This is a genomic window from Lactococcus petauri (assembly GCF_023499275.1).
GTDB lineage: Bacteria > Bacillota > Bacilli > Lactobacillales > Streptococcaceae > Lactococcus > Lactococcus petauri.
Window position 1 is genome coordinate 974,171 of record NZ_CP094882.1, and the last position, 16,996, is coordinate 991,166.

The following is a 16,996-nucleotide window of genomic DNA, read 5'->3' on the forward strand; positions in this document are numbered from 1 at the left end:
GCACATCTGTTGATAATAAAAAAAACGATGAACTCAAATGCTGTACTAGCGACTGATGATAAAGGCATAGAGTACATACTTTTAGGCAAAGGGATTGGTTACGGTAAAAAAATAGGAGCAGCTGTAGAAGAAGATACAGTTAATCAAACGTTTATTCCCTTAAAAAGTTCAAATCTAAAGGAATATATGGGAATTTTAGAAGCTATTCCTCCAGAACTGTTAGAAATAACTCGAGAAATAGTTTCAGAAGCTGAGCGTGTATTAGACTGCAAACTCAATCCTAGTATATACTTTATGCTTGGTGATCATTTAAACTTTGCAGTAGAACGATTTAGAAGTAATATATCTATAACAAATAGGGTTTTTTGGGAAATAAAAACTTATTATCCTAAAGAGTTTAAGTTGGGAGAATATTCCTTAAAAATCTTAAAAAAAGAGTGTGGCGTGGTTTTACCGCAAGAAGAAGCTGCAAATATCGCGTTTCATATTATCAATGCTCAAGTCAAATCAGGGCTTCAAGCAGATGGGATGAACTATGCAAAACTCATATCATCCATCAATAGTATTATACGATATAGCATTAGTGAAGAAATAGATACAGATAATGTAAACTATCAAAGGTTTATTACACATTTAAAATTTTTTGCAGAGCGATTTTTTAGTGATAGTCTTCTAGATGAAAGCAACAACCAGCTCTTCGAGCAAATAGTTATGATGTATCCCCAAGCGGTAGAGATATCCTTTCTTATTAAAGACCATATCGAAGCCATTTATTCTAAAAAAATCACAAAAGATGAAATCACTTATTTAACTATTCATATCAATCGCTTACTTAATTCGCATAAAATAGAAAAGCAAAACGATAAAAAATAGTAGTGTAACTCTTAATTTGTATTTGTAGAAAGTCTGATAAGAAGGATATTCTTGGCGCTAAAAGAAATAAAAAAGAACTGTAAAAATAAAACAACAATAGTAAAGTGAAAAACCCTCAGCTATTCAAACAGCTGAGGGTTTTATATTTTAAGTAACCTGAAAATCAGATAAAAAAAACTAAAAAAATGATAGAATAGGACTTAAGCAACACCCAAAAAATTGAATTTTATAGTTTGCAGGCTCTTGTCTACGGACTTTATGAAGAAGGAGAAAACGATGCCTGATACGATTCGTGTCATTGCAGATAAGGTCAATAATTTAAAGAATGTGTCGCTTGAAATCCCCAAGAAGAAAATAACAGTCTTTACTGGTGTTTCAGGCTCTGGGAAATCAAGCCTTGTTTTTGATACTCTTGCCGATGAGTCACAACGCCTCTTAAATGAAACCTTGCCTGCATTTGTTCGACAGTTTCTACCCAAATATGAACGTCCTGATGTGGAGCGGATTGAAAATCTTCCGGCCTCCATCGTCATTGACCAAAAAACTTTAGGGGGCAATGCCCGCTCGACTCTTGCGACAATCACTGATATTGCACCTGTTATTCGTCAACTTTTTGCAGGTGGAGGAAGCCCCCAGCTTGGAGCAGACCATTTTTCGTTTAATCTTTCAGCGGGCATGTGTCCAGAATGTCAAGGTATTGGTAAAAAACTAGAGTTGAAAATGGAGCTTTTTATTGATAAAGAACGCTCACTTAATAATGGTGCAGTTCTTTTTAAGCCTTACCAAAAAATCATCAAAATGTATGTAGAGAATGGTCTTTTTGATGGTGAAAAATTATTGAAAGATTATACAGAAGAGGAGCTGGATCGCCTTTATCACGGCAAAGAAGTCGGCAAAATCAAAATGGGCGAATACAACCTTACCTACGAGGGAATAGTTGACAAGTTTAATCGTGGTTTCTTGCAGAAAGAAGGTGACTTGTCTGCAGGTGCCCAAAAGACACTTGCAACTTATACGCATGAAGCGCTTTGCCCAGTTTGCCAAGGGAAACGTTTAAACCAAGAAACACTAGCGGTACGTTGGTTCGGACATAGCTTTGCGGATTTGATGAGTATAGAGCTGACAGAATTAAGTGATGTTCTGGCTCCACACGAGGGAACAGAACACCTTAAACAACAAATTGATCATCTGATCGACCTTGGGTTAGGTTATCTCAGTCTTGATCGAGAAACGACGACTTTATCTGGTGGAGAATCTCAGCGTGTAAAATTAGTAAAGCATTTAAATAACGCGCTATCGGATATGCTCTATATTTTTGATGAACCCTCTGTTGGTCTGCATCCGAGGGATGTGGCTCGTATTAATAGCATCTTTACAAAGCTGCGAGATAAAGGAAATACTGTGCTTATTATTGAGCATGATCCGGATGTTATCAAAATTGCTGATTGGGTGATAGAAGTTGGACCTGGTGCTGGTGTACATGGCGGTGAAATCATGTTTGAAGGAAGCTATGAGCAGCTTCTTCAGTCTGATTGTTTAACGGGGGAATATCTTTCTAAGATGACAACGATTAACGAAAAACCAAGACATCCTGTTCACTTTTATCAAGGAGAAATTTCAAACGCTAACAACCTTAAAAATGAACATCTTGATATTCCTCAAGGGCTTCTCACCGTTTTGACCGGTGTAGCTGGTTCAGGAAAATCAACACTTGTAGAGCATTCTTTACGAGCAACTTATCCAGAAGCTATTATGGTGACACAAGCAAGTCTAGCTGCCAACAGTCGTTCGAATCCAGCGACTTTTATAGGCATTATGGATAACATCAGAAAAGCCTTTGCAAAAGTGAATGAAGTTAAGCCTAGTCTATTCAGCTACAACTCCGAAGGCGCGTGCCCCGCTTGTGAAGGTAGAGGTTATATCGAATCTAACTTGGCATTTATGGAAACAGTGAAACAAACCTGTGAAGTTTGTCAGGGGAAACGTTACAAGATGGAAGCTCTAGCCTTTAAATATCAAGGAAAAGATATTACGGAAGTCCTAGACTTAACGGTTGAAGAAGCATTGGACTTTTTCAAGTCTGCTCCAGCGATTAAGAAAAAAATAAAAGCTATGAACGAAGTAGGACTTGGTTATCTGACATTGGGACAGCCAACGAGTACTTTATCTGGTGGTGAACGTCAGCGCTTGAAGTTGGCTAATGAGTTTTATCAAAAAGGAAATCTTTTTATTCTGGATGAACCATCAACAGGTCTGCATCTGTCTGATATTAGCCGTCTGATGAAGATTATGAAACATTTTGTTGACCAAGGCAATACCTTGGTCGTGATTGAACATCAGTTAGATATCATTCGCCAGGCGGACTGGATTATTGATATAGGTCCAGAAGGTGGCTCAGCTGGTGGCCAAGTGATTTACGCAGGACCGCCAGCTGGGTTACGAAATTGCTCAGCTTCACTTACTGCCCAATATATCTAATAGGAGACATAAAGATGTTACAAGTTATTCTGCATATTGATGAAAACAACAAATGGAACACACTCCTCTCTAACGTAAAGAATCTCAAAGAATGGCTCACTCAGAATAAAGAACCAGGCAAGATTGAGATTTTAGTAAATGGAGAAGCAGTAGAAATGGTACTGAAGTCCTCACCAGTGGATCTTGTGGAAGTCTTCAAAAGAGACGTCAAAGTTGCCGTTTGCCAAAATTCTTTAAACATGAGAGGATACAAAGTAGAAAGCCTACAAGAAGGTTGTACAGTTGTGCCCGCTGGTATTGTGGAACTCGTCCAAAAACAGAACTCAGGCTTTGCATATGTTAAACCATGAGATATTTTACTTTCAATATAGAGCATAAAATCATTCCAAACTATCAGGATGATTTTTTTTAGCTATATAGTATATTTGAAATAAAAAAAGACCTCCTATGAGATCTTTTATTTTTAATTATTCAGCAGTTTTCACAGCAACTTCGCCAGAAACTTTAAATTGGTTAGCGGCATCCAATTCTTTGTATGCGTCCAATTGTTCTTGAGTTGCGAAGTAAAGGTTACCATTGATTTCAGATGGGATTGTTTTGCCATCTGTACCTTTCATATCGCGAGCTTTGATTGATGCATTTTCTGCAACGTAAACATCACCTTTAATGTTACCGCCTTCGAGGTCAAAGCCAGGTGATTTAATGATCAAACGTTTTGTAGTCAAAGTAAATGAATCTGTGACTTGGTGTTTGTCGTTTTGTGCGATCAATGCCAATGTACGTTGAATTTGGCCGCTCTCGTTCATGAAGATACCATCAACAGTGATATCTTTATCAGCCGCATCGATATCTGAGTTACCAGATACTAACCAAGCACCTTTAGCGCTCAAGCCTGAAGCTAAAACATCAGCTGCATCTGTACCAGTTGTTGCACCAGTTTGAGTATCAGGTCCGTTACCTTCAAATTCGTGAGTTACTTCACCGTGTTCACCAATAGTGATTGCACCCATAGGGAATTCAAGAACTTCACCTTCGACAACTTTAGTTTCACCTGTTACTTTTGGTTTTTGCTCTTCAGGAAGTTTATTATAAGCATCCATGAGGTCTTGACTTGCAAAAGTCAAGTTACCGTCGATAGTTGCTTTACCTTCAACACCTTTACCGCTTTGTGCACCGAATCCAGGTGCAAAGACAGCTACATCACCTTTAATTGTACCATTAGAAAGTTTGAAACCAGGTGATTTTACTTCAACTTTATCAACAGTCAAAGTGTAACGGTCAGTTACAACGTGATCAGCATCTTGTGCGTAAGCTGCAAATTTACGTGCGATTTGGTTTTTGCTAGCATAAACACCCTCAACAGTCAAAGTTTTACCTGAAGCATCCATATCTTTTGTGATTGCTGCCAACCATGAACCGTTTTTAGACAATCCTTTTTGTAAATCTTCGAAACTGTTTGCTCCAGCAGTTGCTCCTGTGAAGGCATCAGCTGATTTGCTGCTGTCAGATTGTTCAGTTTTCGCATCGTTGTTGCCGTTTGCTGAGTCATTGTTGTTGCCACATGCTGCAAGCAAGAAGATTGAAGCTGCTGACAAAGTTACGATTGAAGCCAATTTAGTGGTTTTCATTTAGATTCTCCTAAATAATAAATTTGAATTGAGTTTGAGAGTGGTTATGAAATCGCTCGCAAACCTCGACACTTTAATTCTAACTTAAAAAAAAATAAAAAGCAAGAATTTGCCGGTTTATTCACAAAATTAAAAAGTGCATCTTTTCCATACAAATTGTGAGATACGAATGACAATTACTGCATTGTATACCTTACTTTATGACATCTATCTGCAATAGATTGCTTAGGGTTTCTGTGTGTTTAATTGTTTTTCATCCTAAAAAATAAACCTTAGAAGAAGAGATAACATCAAAAATTTAATTGTGCTCAAATGTGGATGTCTCAGGGATGGGCCAACACTTTAATTCTATCAACTTTGACAATAACATTAAAGAATGTTACTATGAATTACAATTGATGTAACTTAAGGGAAACAAAAGTAATGTTCGTCGATGAGAAAATTAATAAAGAAAGAAATTGAGGAAAAAATCAATGAAACGCCGAAGTAGACTTCTAGCTGTCCTTGGAATTGCAGCCTTATCTCTGACCTTAGTCGCATGTGGGAACAACCAAGCAGCTTCTGAGCCGGAAAAAGAAGCAGATACTGCTGCAGGAGCCACTAAAGAAGTAAGCTATACACCAGCTTCTGAGCTCAAAGATCGTTATGATGTTGTCATCGTAGGAGCGGGTGGAGCTGGGATGGCCGCAGCCCTCCAGGCACAAGAGGCAGGCATGAATCCGGTTATTTTAGAAAAAATGCCTGTAGCTGGGGGAAACACTTTGAAATCTTCCGGTGGAATGAATGCATCAGAAACTAAATTCCAAGAAAAAGCAGGCATTAAAGATTCAAATCAACTGTTTTTTAATGATACCTTAAAGGGTGGCAATAACACTAATGATCAAGACTTGTTGCACTATTTGGTGGATAATTCTGCTGAAGCCATTGATTGGTTAGATACAATGGGAATTACCTTGGACAATATCAGCTATAGTGGCGGTGCTAGCGTTAAACGTATCCATCGTCCTACAGATGGCTCAGCAGTTGGAACTTACTTGGTAGATGGCTTGCTAAGGAACATCCAAGAGAAAGAAATCCCCTTGTTTGTAAATGCTGATGTGAAAGCAATCAATGGAAAAGATGGAAAAGTAACAGGTGTTAAGGTTAAAATTGAAGGCCAAGAAAAGGAAATTGCTGGCGATGCAGTCGTAGTAACTACAGGTGGTTTTGGATCTAATAAGGAATTGATTGAAGAAAAACGCCCGGATCTTAAAGGTTATGTCAGCACAACTTCTAAAGGGAGTACCGGTGATGGCATCAAGATGATTAAGGCTCTTGGTGGTGCACTTGTCGATATGGACCAAATCCAAGTCCACCCAACTGTTGTTCAAGATACAGGCATGCTGATTACGGAAACTGTACGAGGTGAAGGAGCTATTCTTGTGAACCAACAAGGAAAACGTTTCTTTAATGAACTAGAGACTCGTGATAATGTTTCAGCTGCAATTACTGCTTTGCCTGGAAGCTATGCTTACCTGATTTTTGATAATGCGTTAGCAGAAAGAGCTAAACAATTGGAACACTATAGAGAAGAGGGTGTTGTAGTCGAAGCGGATACTATTGAAGAGTTGGCGAAAAAAATTGACATGAATCCCGAAGCTTTAAAAACGACTTTAGATAAATGGAACCAATCGGTTGCGGAACAAACCGATAAGGAATTCGGTCGTAAAACTGCTATGGATTATGATTTGAAAGAAGGACCTTTCTGCGCAATCCAAATTGCTCCAGGTATCCATCACACAATGGGTGGTGTAAAAATTAATACTAAAACTCAAGTATTGAAAGAAGACGGCTCTCCAATTACAGGCTTATATGCAGCAGGCGAAGTAACAGGTGGTATTCACGGACAAAACCGTATTGGTGGTAACGCTGTTGCGGATATCATGGTGTTTGGACGTCAAGCCGGACTCCAAGCAGCAGAGTATGTAAAAGCAGAATAGAATGAGTTCTAAAAAAACAGATGAATGATGATTCTGGTTTTTTAATAGTTTCTTTTCTGATATAGCATTCACTTTATAAAGTAAAGAAAGTGTAACAATGAAAACAAACACCATCCTGAAAGTAATCGCACAAGTTGCCCTTTTTATCGGGTTGTCCTCTCTTATCTTTGACAATATTCTACCAGAACAAGTGCATTATTCTGCCCCTGTTCTGTGGGTGCTCATGATTTATCGTTTTTTAGGCGCAGTAAGTTTTGGTTATCTGGCACTCATTTTAATCAAAAATAAAAAGCTTTGGTTAATTTATAAAGAAAATGATTCCTCTCAAAGTAAATATTTAAACTGGAAAAATATCAAACCTCTTCCTTTTATATTTCTTAGTTATTACCTTTTTCACCTCTACATGATTTTTATGGAGAATTTAAATAACACTCATTTTGTGATTGGTTATCGCTCTTTAAACTTAGGCTTGTTAGTAGAGCAGTATTTCCCTCTAGTCCTGATCATTTTGTTTGTCCTTCGTTTAGTGCTTGATCTACCAGAAGGAAAGATTCCGTCAAAACTTTTAAATGTCACAGCCGAGTTAAAAAAGGAACACTTTTATTGGGCCGTGCTCACGGCTCTTGCTTTTACGGATCATCTAGTCGCACGTTTGGTTTGGAATATTATTTTTGCCCCAGTTGATTCAACTGCGCCATTGCGTTTGATTTATGCTGATATGAGCATCCTTGGACGTCAGGATTTTATCCAACTTTTAGGAAATTTAGTCTTGATTTTTATAGTTATCGGCACCTTAAGTTACTTTATCGTCAAGGGTATTCAAGCCTTGACGACCAATAATATTAATTTTTCAGGTGCTTTAACGAGTAATTTTTTATTGGCCCTTGTTTTTAACTTCCTTATCCAAGCTTCAATGCGTGTAAATGAAGGACGAATGTACTATGGATATGTTGTGACAGGAATTAATCTCTTTCAGATTCTGATATTAATGTTGATCTTTATGTTCATCTATATGGTGGTGAATCGTTATATGATTGCGACAGCGATAATTATCATTATTTTTGGTGGCTTTAGTCTTGGCAATGCAATAAAATTTTCAGTGCGTCAGGAGCCTATCTACGTTTCTGAACTTGCTTGGCTATCTAATCTGCAGAGTTTGGCTTCTTTTATAGATGGGAAGTTATTGGTAGTCTTTAGTTTTGCTCTCCTCAGCATTTCTTTCCTCACTGTTCTACTGAGCAGAAAGTTTTTCCAGGGCAAAATGATGACTTGGAAAGTAAGAACGATGGTGCTTCTAGGAATCATCTTGCTTTTCTTTCCAATCATGTAAAATTTTCAAAATCTGAATGAACCCAAACAACAAATTAACTTTCCCATCCTTAGTCAATATATACAGCGTTACAACAAAAGCCTTCTGTGGCGCGGCTCGCCCAAACTTGCTAGAGACAAATCTCTGTCATATGTCTGGCTCAAGAAAATATACGGAAAAACTATGGAAGAGCCTGAGGGATACAGTCCATCAAAGCTTAAAGAAATTGTCCAGCGTTACAGCAAGGAAGCGGAAAAAATTAATGAAAAACGGTCAGAAGACATATCTGATGGTTTTGCGGGTGGCACAGCCAATATGGAAGCACAATCTTTGAGTGGTTTGCCGATGGTAAACTACTCAAGCAATATCTCGACCATTAATTCAGACGTGTTTCCGAGTATGCCTTTTATCCCTTCCATTTCAAATCAATTTTCCGAAAAAATTGCGTTGCATCCAGAAAATGCTGCCAACTATAACCGTAATGCGATTTATAAAAAGCTTGGTTTTGATCATTTCTATGCGCTCTCAAATACTGAAAAAGAGGATATCTTGACCAATCAAGAAACTTTGGATGGTTACGTTACAGATGCGCAAGTCTATCAAGAGGTCTTAGCCAAGATAGATCCTGAACGTTTGCAATTCTTTAGTGTCCTCACCATGCAAAACCACATGTCCTATGAAAAATACTCAGGCGCCTCAACAATCAAAGCGACTGGCGATGGTTATGATGAAGAGCAGAATAAATTCTTACAAAACTATGTTCGGAAAATTTCTGATACGGATAAAGAAACACAAAATTTCTTAGAAAAGCTACAGAAAATCAATAAAAAGATTACCGTTGTTTTTTATGGCGATCATCTTTCCAATGTCTTTCCGACTCATTATCCAAGCCTAAAAGCTGAGCCCTTAAAAGCTTATCAGACAGACTACTTTATCTGGACTAACACAGGGAATATGCACAATAAACAAGAAGAGATAAATGCAGCAGAATTCGCCCCAGCTTTGCTTGAAACCACAGGGGCAAAAGTTTCTCCATATTATGCTCTTCTATCCAAAGTGATGTGGGAGCTTCCGTCGGAATACAACTCTGCATTAGCTCCACAATTAACTTTTAATAACACGCTGCAAAGATATAAGGAGGACTTAGAAATCATTCAATACGACTTAACGGCGGGGAAACATTATTTAAAGGAAAGTGATCCTTTCTTTCAATTATCAGAATAGAAGTGAGAAGTGATGGAAACAGAAAAATTAAAAGACAGAGTTGAAAAGTTGGAGAGCAAACATAGAAAGATGACCATTGGATTATTTGTTCATGATATTGTCCTGATTGCTTTATCTGTGGCGGTGAGTTACTTGTTTTTATCTTAAGAATAAAAGATGAAAAACTCCAGAACGATTAGTATTCTGGAGTTTTGTGTTTCTAAGCTATGGATTTCTTATTTTTGTAAAAAATTCCCGCCATTGCCATGGCTGATTGAATTTTAAAAATAAAGGATAAGTAAGGCTGATGACAGCAGTTACCCATAAAAGACTGCCCACTGTGTCTGAAGGATAGTGTACACCTACTAAGAGACGTGAAAGTATGGTTAAAAGAACCAATACAAGGGCGCTTAAGGCTAAAAATATTTTAAAAAAAGCAGAGTTAATTTTGGGCAGTAGGATAAGGAAAAGGCAGCCCAGGAGCGCGGCAATGAAAGTTACGTGTCCACTCGGAAAGCTCATCCCTTGCTCTTTCAAAAATGGAGGCACCCGATAAGTTTCTGGTCGTACACGACCTATAATTAATTTAAAAAATGAAGCACCTGTTGAGCAAAGCATTAGGACGAATCCTAGCCATAACGGCGCCACTTTATTTCTAGTAAAAATAAGAAAGATAAAACCAGCAAACAGTGTGACTAGAAAGATGGGCACTAAAGAATGGTCAATAAGAGTAGAAAGTTTTAACAAGGAGTCGTTATTTTGCAGATGTCCAGCATAGGCTTGTATTTTGGGGTCTACAAAAGGCAGAGGACTTTCTAAAGCTTTCCCTTTGATAATCAAGGCAAGTAAAGCAAACAGAAGTAGACTTGTTATGCCACATATATACCATCGTTTATTGTTCATGTTTTCTCCAATATGAGTAAATTTATCTTTATGCTTAAAAAAACTTCTTGCTTGAACTGAAAGCAAGAAGCAAGGAGTTGAAAATAAGCTACAGGCAGTAACAAGCTAAATTTTATAGTTTTGTTCTATAGCCTTTTTCAACTTTTCAAATTATAGCATATAAAATTCTTTTTATACAGGTAAAATACATTAATTTACAATATGTTTACATTAAGTGTCTGAAAGGAGGGCTTTCAAAAAATATTAGACTTTGTGTTAAGAGTTTTCTGTTAAAATGACAATGTATTTCAAATGTAAATGCAATCTTGGTTATTAATTGAAATATAATTTCAATTAATATATAATGAAAGGGTATTCAAAGAAATATTGTTCTGCTGAATAGACATGTACGTTTTGCTGATTTCCTAAAAGAAGGAGTCAATCGCTAGTGGCTGAGCCGATGAACGTGCGCATATTTTATTTAAACAAGTGATCATTATTAGCTGGATTTACAGCTGATATGAAATAAAATTTACTTAAAGGAGTAAACATGCAAAAATTTCTCAAGTGGATTGAAACAAGATTGATGCCACCTATGACCAAAATTGGGATGCAACGCCATATGGTTGCTATACGTAACGGGGTTATCTCTACACTCTCCCTTATCCTAATAGGCTCTTTCATCATGGTTTTCGCCAATTTTCCGATTCCTGCTGTGGCGGAATGGTTAGCACCACATACAGCCAACTTAACAATTCCTTTTCGAATTACAATGGGTTTAATGGCAATCTATGCCTCCCTTGCCATGGGGGATTCTTTGGCTAAGTCTTATGATTTAGATGGTGTCACAGGAGGCGTTCTCTCATTAGCAGCTTTTTTGACTTTAACAATCCCTTTAAATGTCGATACTGTACTGACTGAAGCAGGCGAAGCGGCGATTGGTTGGGTCCTGCCTATGCAATACTTAGGTGGTGCAGGAATGTTCTCTGCGATTCTAACAATGATTTTCGCCGTGGAAATTTATCGTTTCTTCATCAAACGGGATATCACGATTAAAATGCCTGATGGAGTACCACCAGCAGTTGGTCGTTCATTTGGAGCATTATTACCAGGAGGATTTATTATTATCTTTCTCTGGATAGTACGTGTAATGCTCAATTTTGATATTAATGCCTTTATCATGAGCATTTTCAATCCAATTGCTGATCTGATGGGCAATAATATGTTTGGCGCTCTATTACCGATGATTTTTATCCATTTGCTTTGGGCGGCTGGTGTTCATGGAATGAACATTATCGGCTCCATTGTTCGTCCGATGTGGCTCATGATGCTTGATGCAAATATGGCTGCTATGGCTGATGGAACTCCGTTGACACAACTTCCTTATGTCGCACCAGAGCAATTTTATCAATGGTTTGTCACAATGGGCGGTGCGGGTGTAACATTGGTTCTTGTTTTCCTGCTCTTTACTTGTCGTGCCAAATATCTGAGAGATATGGCAAAACTGACCTTTGTACCAGGGCTATTTAATATCAACGAACCTTTAATCTTCGGTATGCCTTTGATGATGAATCCGGTCTTTACGATTCCTTTTGTTTTGAATCCCATAATCTTAACGATTGTTTCTTACAGTGCTGTCAGATTAGGATTGGTAAATGGTTTTGTGGCCAATGTGCCATGGACCTTACCTGCTCCAATTGGTGCTTATATGGCAACGGGGAATGACTGGCGTGCAATTATTCTTGTTTTAGTCAACCTCTTTATTGCTGGCTTAATTTATTATCCATTTGTAAAAATGTATGACAAGCAAATGCTTGAAGAAGAAAAGAAAGCAGCTACTGAAACTGAAGGAGCATAGATTTAAGTGCTCATTATTTAAATAAAAGTTCACATATAGAAAGTGTATAGACTTATGTTATATTCGATTCTCTTTTTTATCGCTACAGTAATTGTTATCCTTCGCGCGCGCCATTTCTCTATCAAAGCAGAAAACTTTAAAAATAAATATTTGCGCAGCCGTTGGTTTTGGGGAATTATGAGCATGCTTGCTCTGGCAATTGGTATTTTACTGCTCCCAAGTTTCCTTGTGCTACTGAAAATCCCTCTTATCATTTTTGCAGTATTCGCAGCAATGGTTTTCTTTGAAATGACACGACATGCGATTGAACGCGCTATGACCATCTATAATAAGAAAAATATAAATAAATATGACAGCAAAGATATTCACGAAGTGAACAGTTTGAATTAATTTTAAAAGGAAGAACATATGAAACGATTAGGAATCTCGATCTATCCAGAACATAGTACACTTGAACAAGACAAGGCTTATATTGACCTTGCCCATAAATATGGCTTTAGCCGTATCTTTACCTGTTTATTGTCCGTCAATGGCGAAAAGGAAGAAATTTTACAGAATTTTAAGGAAACGATAAGCTATGCCAGAAGCAAAAATTTTGAAGTGACGGTTGATATTGCACCACGTATTTTTGATGAGTTGGGAATCTCATATGATGATTTATCATTTTTTGCGGAGATGGGTGCGCATGGGATACGTCTAGATGTAGGTTTTACAGGTAAAGAAGAAGCCTTGATGACTTACAATCCCTATGGGCTCAAAATCGAGATCAATATGTCCAATGCGACAAAGTATATGGAAAATATTTTAAGTCACGTACCCAATCGCGACCTTTTAGTCGGCTGTCATAATTTTTATCCCAAGCGTTTCTCAGGGCTTTCTTATGATTTCTTTGTCAAATGCTCAAAAATGTATAAGGAAAACTACATTCAGACGGCTGCTTTTGTTAATTCTCACGATGCAACTTATGGTCCCTGGCCAGTGATGGAAGGCTTGGCAACTCTGGAGATGCACCGTGATTTGCCCATCGAAGTTCAAGCACAGCATTTATCAGCTACAGGGTTGATTGACGATATTATTATTGGCAATGCTTATGCTTCAGAAGCGGAGATACAAAAGCTTGTTGCTCTCAACCGTCAGATGATGACTTTTGGTATTGAGCTTGACGAAGCAATTACAGAGTTAGAGCGTGTGATTGTAGAAGAAGAGCCGCATTTTTACCGTGGTGATATTTCTGAATATATGATTCGCTCCACGCAATCACGGGTAAAATACAAGTCTGAAGCCTTCCCTAAAGGAAATACACGTGATATTAGACGGGGTGACATTATCATTGAGAACGAAACATATGGTCAATATAAAGGTGAGCTGAACATAGCACTTAAGGACATGAAAAATTCAGGTAAAACAAATGTAGTTGCCCGAATCCGGGAAGAAGAAATCTTTCTTTTGGATTATTTACAAGCTTGGGAAAACTTTCAATTTCAAGTTAAAGGATAATTGAAAGATATGAAGATTATTATTGGCGTGGACGCTGGTGGAACAAAAACAGAAGCTGTAGCTTACGATAGAGATGGAAATTCTTTAGCACAGGCATATTCTTCCTATGGAAATGTATTGATTGATTTCACAGCAGCTTGTCAGCATATTCAGCAAGCCATCAAAAGGTGCTTGAATGTATTACCTGATGCGGAGTTAGTTGCCCTTTCTTTAGGTGTGGCTGGAATAGGTTCAGGAAAATATAACGCAGAGCTTCAGCAAGCTTTATCCTTCTTTGGGGTTCCTATCCGGATAGAGACTGATGCACGTATCGCGCATGCGGCCTATTTCCCTAATGGTGATGGTATTTTGACAATCGCAGGGACAGGTGCTGTCAGTTTTGGTCACAGAGGAGAAAAGCAAGTAATGACTGGTGGTTGGGGGCATCTGATTGGAGCTGATCGTGGCTCTGGATATTGGATTGCTCTTCAGGCTATTGAAAAGATGGCAAACGACGAAGACCAAGGGAAACCTTTATCCCAACTTTCAAATGCGATTCTCCATTATCTTAACCTTCCTGATTCAGTCGCAATAAAACGATTTGTCTACGGCGCACCTAAGAAAGAACTTGCAGCACTGACACCGATTATTGTTGCCGAAGCAAATAAGGACAGCTTTACTGCTCAAAATATTCTGAGAGAAGCAGGACAGTTTTTGGCACAGATAACAATTGATAACTATAACAAATTAGATCGGCCCCAAGCCATTGGAATTGCTTTAAAGGGCTCTGTCCTTTTGAAAATACCTCAAGTGCAGACAACATTTATACAAGAAGTAAAGAAATTTGTGCCAACAGCCTCTATCATAACAGCAGAAGTATCCTCAACCAAAGGTGCCTTTTCCCTGGCTTTGGCTGAATTATAAAAAGAATTTTTCGCAATATTCTTTGTGATTTAAAAGAGCACTTGAGCAATATTCTCAAGTGCTTTTATTATACGTTCTTCTCAACATTTATTCTTGACATATCAAAAAGATAGGTTTACAATTGTAAACATAGGAGGAGGACATATGGAACTACATCATATATCTCTACTTACAGCTGACTTTGAGCAGAATTTTGATTTTTATGTTAATATTTTAGGCTTGCGTTTGGTGAAAAACTCTATTAATCAAGGTAATATCTATATGCGACATGTGTATTACGGTGATTTTATGGGGACTCCTGGAACTGTAGTGACTTTTTTTCCGGATCAACGCTTTGATGTAGAACGGCAAGATGGGAGTGACTATTTGTCCGGTATCCAATTCAAAATTCCTAAGGATTCTACTGAATACTGGGCGAAACGTTTTAAGAAGTTCGGCTTAGAATATCAACACACAGACAATACTTTACAGGTTCTTGATTTTGACAAGATTTTACTTGAGTTTATCGAAGTAGAAGAGCAAAATCAAGATGCCAATATCAATGTGCTGTCAGATGTACCTGCAGCTTTCCAAATCACAGGACTCTGGGGCAGTCGTCTCTACAGCTCAAATCTTGAGCAGACAAGGATCTTTTTTCAAGAGATACTTGGGAGTGAGGGAGGTATTACGCTTCTTCCCGCAACATCTAAAGAAGGCAAACGAGTCTGGGGGAGAGGGTCAATTGACCATATCGCTTTTGCAGTTCCTAACAGTAAAGCGCTCGATAATATATGGGAAAAAGCGCTAAGCTTAGGTTATGAGAGAGAATTATATGCGGATCGTGGTTATTTTCGATCGGTATATCTTAAAGAGCCAGGCGGTGTAAGGATTGAGTTTGCGACCCTAACTCCAGGCTTTACTCTGGATGAATCAATTCAAGATTTGGGAAGCGATTTAGCTTTACCGCCACGTTATGAAGCAAAACGTCAAGAACTCTTGCGCTATTATCAAAAGCAAGGTGTTCATTTTAAAAAAAAGAAAGAAGAAAATCATGAAAATTAAAGTACAACATCTTAACGGCCGTCAAGAAAGTAAAGAATTCGCTAACGTAGAAGAATTTGTTCTCCTCCAAAATCGTGAAATTCCTGCTTTAGAAGATTCAGCGAAAGTATTAGAACTCGAAATTGATGGTCAAAACCGCGAATTTGAAGGAAATATTGCTGCGCTTTATTTTGAATTGAGCAAATATTAAATTCCCGCCTGCTTGGCGATAATAATACATGGAGAAACAAAATGACAAGTGGACGTTTATCTGCATTTACAGATGGAATTGTCGCCATCTTAATTACTGTTATGGTTTTAAACCTGCGCATTCCTAAAGGTCCAAATTGGACAGACTTATTTGATATGGGATTTATTTTCTTAACCTATCTTGCAAGTTTTTACTTGTTGGCCATCTATTGGAATAACCATCATCACCTTTTCCATCTGGCTGAACGTGTTTCAGGAAGAATTCTGTGGTGGAATGTCGTGCTCTTATTTTTTATGAGTTTCATTCCCTTTACCACAAACTGGCTGTCTGAATTTTCAGGTTCAAAAACGCCTGAGATTGTTTATGCTGTAAATAACTTATTTATTGATATTATTTTTAATATCTTAAGCTACGAAATTTTTAAATCGAGAAATTATAAACTAAAGGACATGCATTGGGTTTGGAAAGGCGGTTTCTCTATCCTCATTTTAATGGTCGGAATTTTACTGACCGTTTTACTGCCTGTAGCTCAGATTTCATTAGTGGCAACAATCTTGAGTATGATTCCGTGGGTAATTCCAGATAAGCAGATTGAAAATTATGTCAATAAAAATTAAACAATCTATTGTAAAAAAGTGGCTCAACACAGTGTTTGGTCACTTTTATTTTGTTGTAAGAAACATAAATTGTGTTAAGATGAAGTGAGAGGAGAAGAAGCATGATCAGAAAAATGAAGGCTGAAGACCTGCAAAAAGTTGTAGAGCTTTGGCTGAGAGTTAATATTGCTAATCATCGGTTCATCAAGCGTGAGTACTGGTTGAAACAAGCTGCAGCTGTTGAAGAAGCTATGAAAGATGCTGACATATATGTTTACGAAGAAAACCAAAAAATCATTGCTTTTGTCGGTTTGATTGACCAATATATTGCAGGCATTTTTGTGAGTAATAGCAAGCAGTCTAAAGGTATTGGCAAATCACTTTTACAGCATATTAAAGCTTCAAGTCAAACGCTCTCTTTAAAAGTTTACCAGAAAAATGAAGGTGCTCTTCGTTTCTACCAAAGGGAAGGCTTTAAAATAGTGGCTGAAGGCTTAGATGAAGATAATAATGAAAAAGAGTTTTTGATGACTTGGAACTAAAAAGAACCATATTTTGG

At 37.8% G+C, this 16,996-nt stretch carries 17 protein-coding genes; 15 read left to right on the forward strand and 2 right to left on the reverse strand.

The window, feature by feature from the left end; genetic code table 11:
* Positions 1–9 precede the first annotated feature (9 nt).
* The 3 genes from lgb_RS04835 (at position 10) to lgb_RS04845 (ending at position 3,701) form a co-directional block, all read left to right on the forward strand.
* Positions 10–873, forward strand: a complete 864-nt coding sequence (locus lgb_RS04835) for a PRD domain-containing protein (RefSeq protein WP_019293461.1) — start codon at positions 10–12, stop codon at positions 871–873.
* A gap of 276 nt (positions 874–1,149) precedes the next feature.
* Positions 1,150–3,351 (forward strand): ATP-binding cassette domain-containing protein, encoded by a 2,202-nt coding sequence (locus lgb_RS04840; RefSeq protein WP_131005692.1) that lies wholly within the window; start codon positions 1,150–1,152, stop codon positions 3,349–3,351.
* 14 nt (positions 3,352–3,365) lie between these two features.
* Positions 3,366–3,701 carry a DsrE family protein gene (locus tag lgb_RS04845; RefSeq protein WP_019292332.1) on the forward strand — a complete coding sequence of 112 codons (336 nt, stop codon included), beginning with the start codon at positions 3,366–3,368 and terminating at the stop codon, positions 3,699–3,701.
* A gap of 117 nt (positions 3,702–3,818) precedes the next feature.
* Here the strand turns inward: lgb_RS04845 and lgb_RS04850 are convergent, their stop codons facing one another.
* Positions 3,819–4,979 (reverse strand): hypothetical protein, encoded by a 1,161-nt coding sequence (locus tag lgb_RS04850; RefSeq protein ID WP_019293462.1) that lies wholly within the window; start codon positions 4,977–4,979, stop codon positions 3,819–3,821.
* Positions 4,980–5,452: 473 nt separating this feature from the next.
* Here lgb_RS04850 and lgb_RS04855 point away from each other — a divergent pair, with 473 nt between their 5' ends.
* The 4 genes from lgb_RS04855 (at position 5,453) to lgb_RS10270 (ending at position 9,638) form a co-directional block, all read left to right on the forward strand.
* A complete protein-coding gene (locus lgb_RS04855; protein WP_019293463.1) occupies positions 5,453–6,958 on the forward strand; it encodes a flavocytochrome c in 1,506 nt (501 codons plus the stop codon).
* 97 nt (positions 6,959–7,055) lie between these two features.
* Complete coding sequence (locus tag lgb_RS04860) at positions 7,056–8,288, forward strand: hypothetical protein (RefSeq protein ID WP_019293464.1); 1,233 nt, start codon at positions 7,056–7,058, stop codon at positions 8,286–8,288.
* A 162-nt stretch (positions 8,289–8,450) separates the two neighbouring features.
* The gene (locus lgb_RS04865) at positions 8,451–9,491 is read left to right on the forward strand and encodes an LTA synthase family protein (protein WP_019293465.1); all 1,041 of its coding nucleotides are present in this window, start codon (positions 8,451–8,453) and stop codon (positions 9,489–9,491) included.
* A gap of 12 nt (positions 9,492–9,503) precedes the next feature.
* The gene (locus tag lgb_RS10270) at positions 9,504–9,638 is read left to right on the forward strand and encodes a hypothetical protein (protein ID WP_019293466.1); all 135 of its coding nucleotides are present in this window, start codon (positions 9,504–9,506) and stop codon (positions 9,636–9,638) included.
* A gap of 57 nt (positions 9,639–9,695) precedes the next feature.
* On the opposite strand, the gene lgb_RS04870 is transcribed toward lgb_RS10270, so the two are convergent.
* On the reverse strand, positions 9,696–10,373 hold the full coding sequence (locus lgb_RS04870; protein ID WP_019293467.1) for a phosphatase PAP2 family protein: 678 nt from the start codon (positions 10,371–10,373) through the stop codon (positions 9,696–9,698).
* 529 nt (positions 10,374–10,902) lie between these two features.
* Here lgb_RS04870 and lgb_RS04875 point away from each other — a divergent pair.
* The 8 genes from lgb_RS04875 to lgb_RS04910 all read left to right on the forward strand — a co-directional run bounded on the left by lgb_RS04875 (position 10,903) and on the right by lgb_RS04910 (position 16,979).
* Positions 10,903–12,210: a PTS sugar transporter subunit IIC gene (locus lgb_RS04875; RefSeq protein WP_019293468.1), complete on the forward strand. Its 1,308-nt coding sequence runs from the start codon at positions 10,903–10,905 to the stop codon at positions 12,208–12,210.
* Between the two features lie 54 nt (positions 12,211–12,264).
* Positions 12,265–12,600 (forward strand): hypothetical protein, encoded by a 336-nt coding sequence (locus lgb_RS04880; protein WP_019293469.1) that lies wholly within the window; start codon positions 12,265–12,267, stop codon positions 12,598–12,600.
* 18 nt (positions 12,601–12,618) lie between these two features.
* Positions 12,619–13,707, forward strand: a complete 1,089-nt coding sequence (locus lgb_RS04885) for a DUF871 domain-containing protein (protein ID WP_019293470.1) — start codon at positions 12,619–12,621, stop codon at positions 13,705–13,707.
* A 9-nt stretch (positions 13,708–13,716) separates the two neighbouring features.
* Positions 13,717–14,610 carry a BadF/BadG/BcrA/BcrD ATPase family protein gene (locus lgb_RS04890; protein WP_029345713.1) on the forward strand — a complete coding sequence of 298 codons (894 nt, stop codon included), beginning with the start codon at positions 13,717–13,719 and terminating at the stop codon, positions 14,608–14,610.
* A 144-nt stretch (positions 14,611–14,754) separates the two neighbouring features.
* Positions 14,755–15,651: a VOC family protein gene (locus lgb_RS04895; RefSeq protein ID WP_019293472.1), complete on the forward strand. Its 897-nt coding sequence runs from the start codon at positions 14,755–14,757 to the stop codon at positions 15,649–15,651.
* Positions 15,641–15,841 carry a hypothetical protein gene (locus lgb_RS04900; protein WP_019293473.1) on the forward strand — a complete coding sequence of 67 codons (201 nt, stop codon included), beginning with the start codon at positions 15,641–15,643 and terminating at the stop codon, positions 15,839–15,841. Before lgb_RS04895 ends, lgb_RS04900 begins: the two co-directional genes overlap by 11 nt.
* Positions 15,842–15,882: 41 nt before the next feature.
* Positions 15,883–16,458, forward strand: a complete 576-nt coding sequence (locus tag lgb_RS04905) for a TMEM175 family protein (protein ID WP_019293474.1) — start codon at positions 15,883–15,885, stop codon at positions 16,456–16,458.
* A gap of 101 nt (positions 16,459–16,559) precedes the next feature.
* The gene (locus tag lgb_RS04910) at positions 16,560–16,979 is read left to right on the forward strand and encodes an N-acetyltransferase (RefSeq protein ID WP_019293475.1); all 420 of its coding nucleotides are present in this window, start codon (positions 16,560–16,562) and stop codon (positions 16,977–16,979) included.
* Positions 16,980–16,996 lie beyond the last annotated feature (17 nt).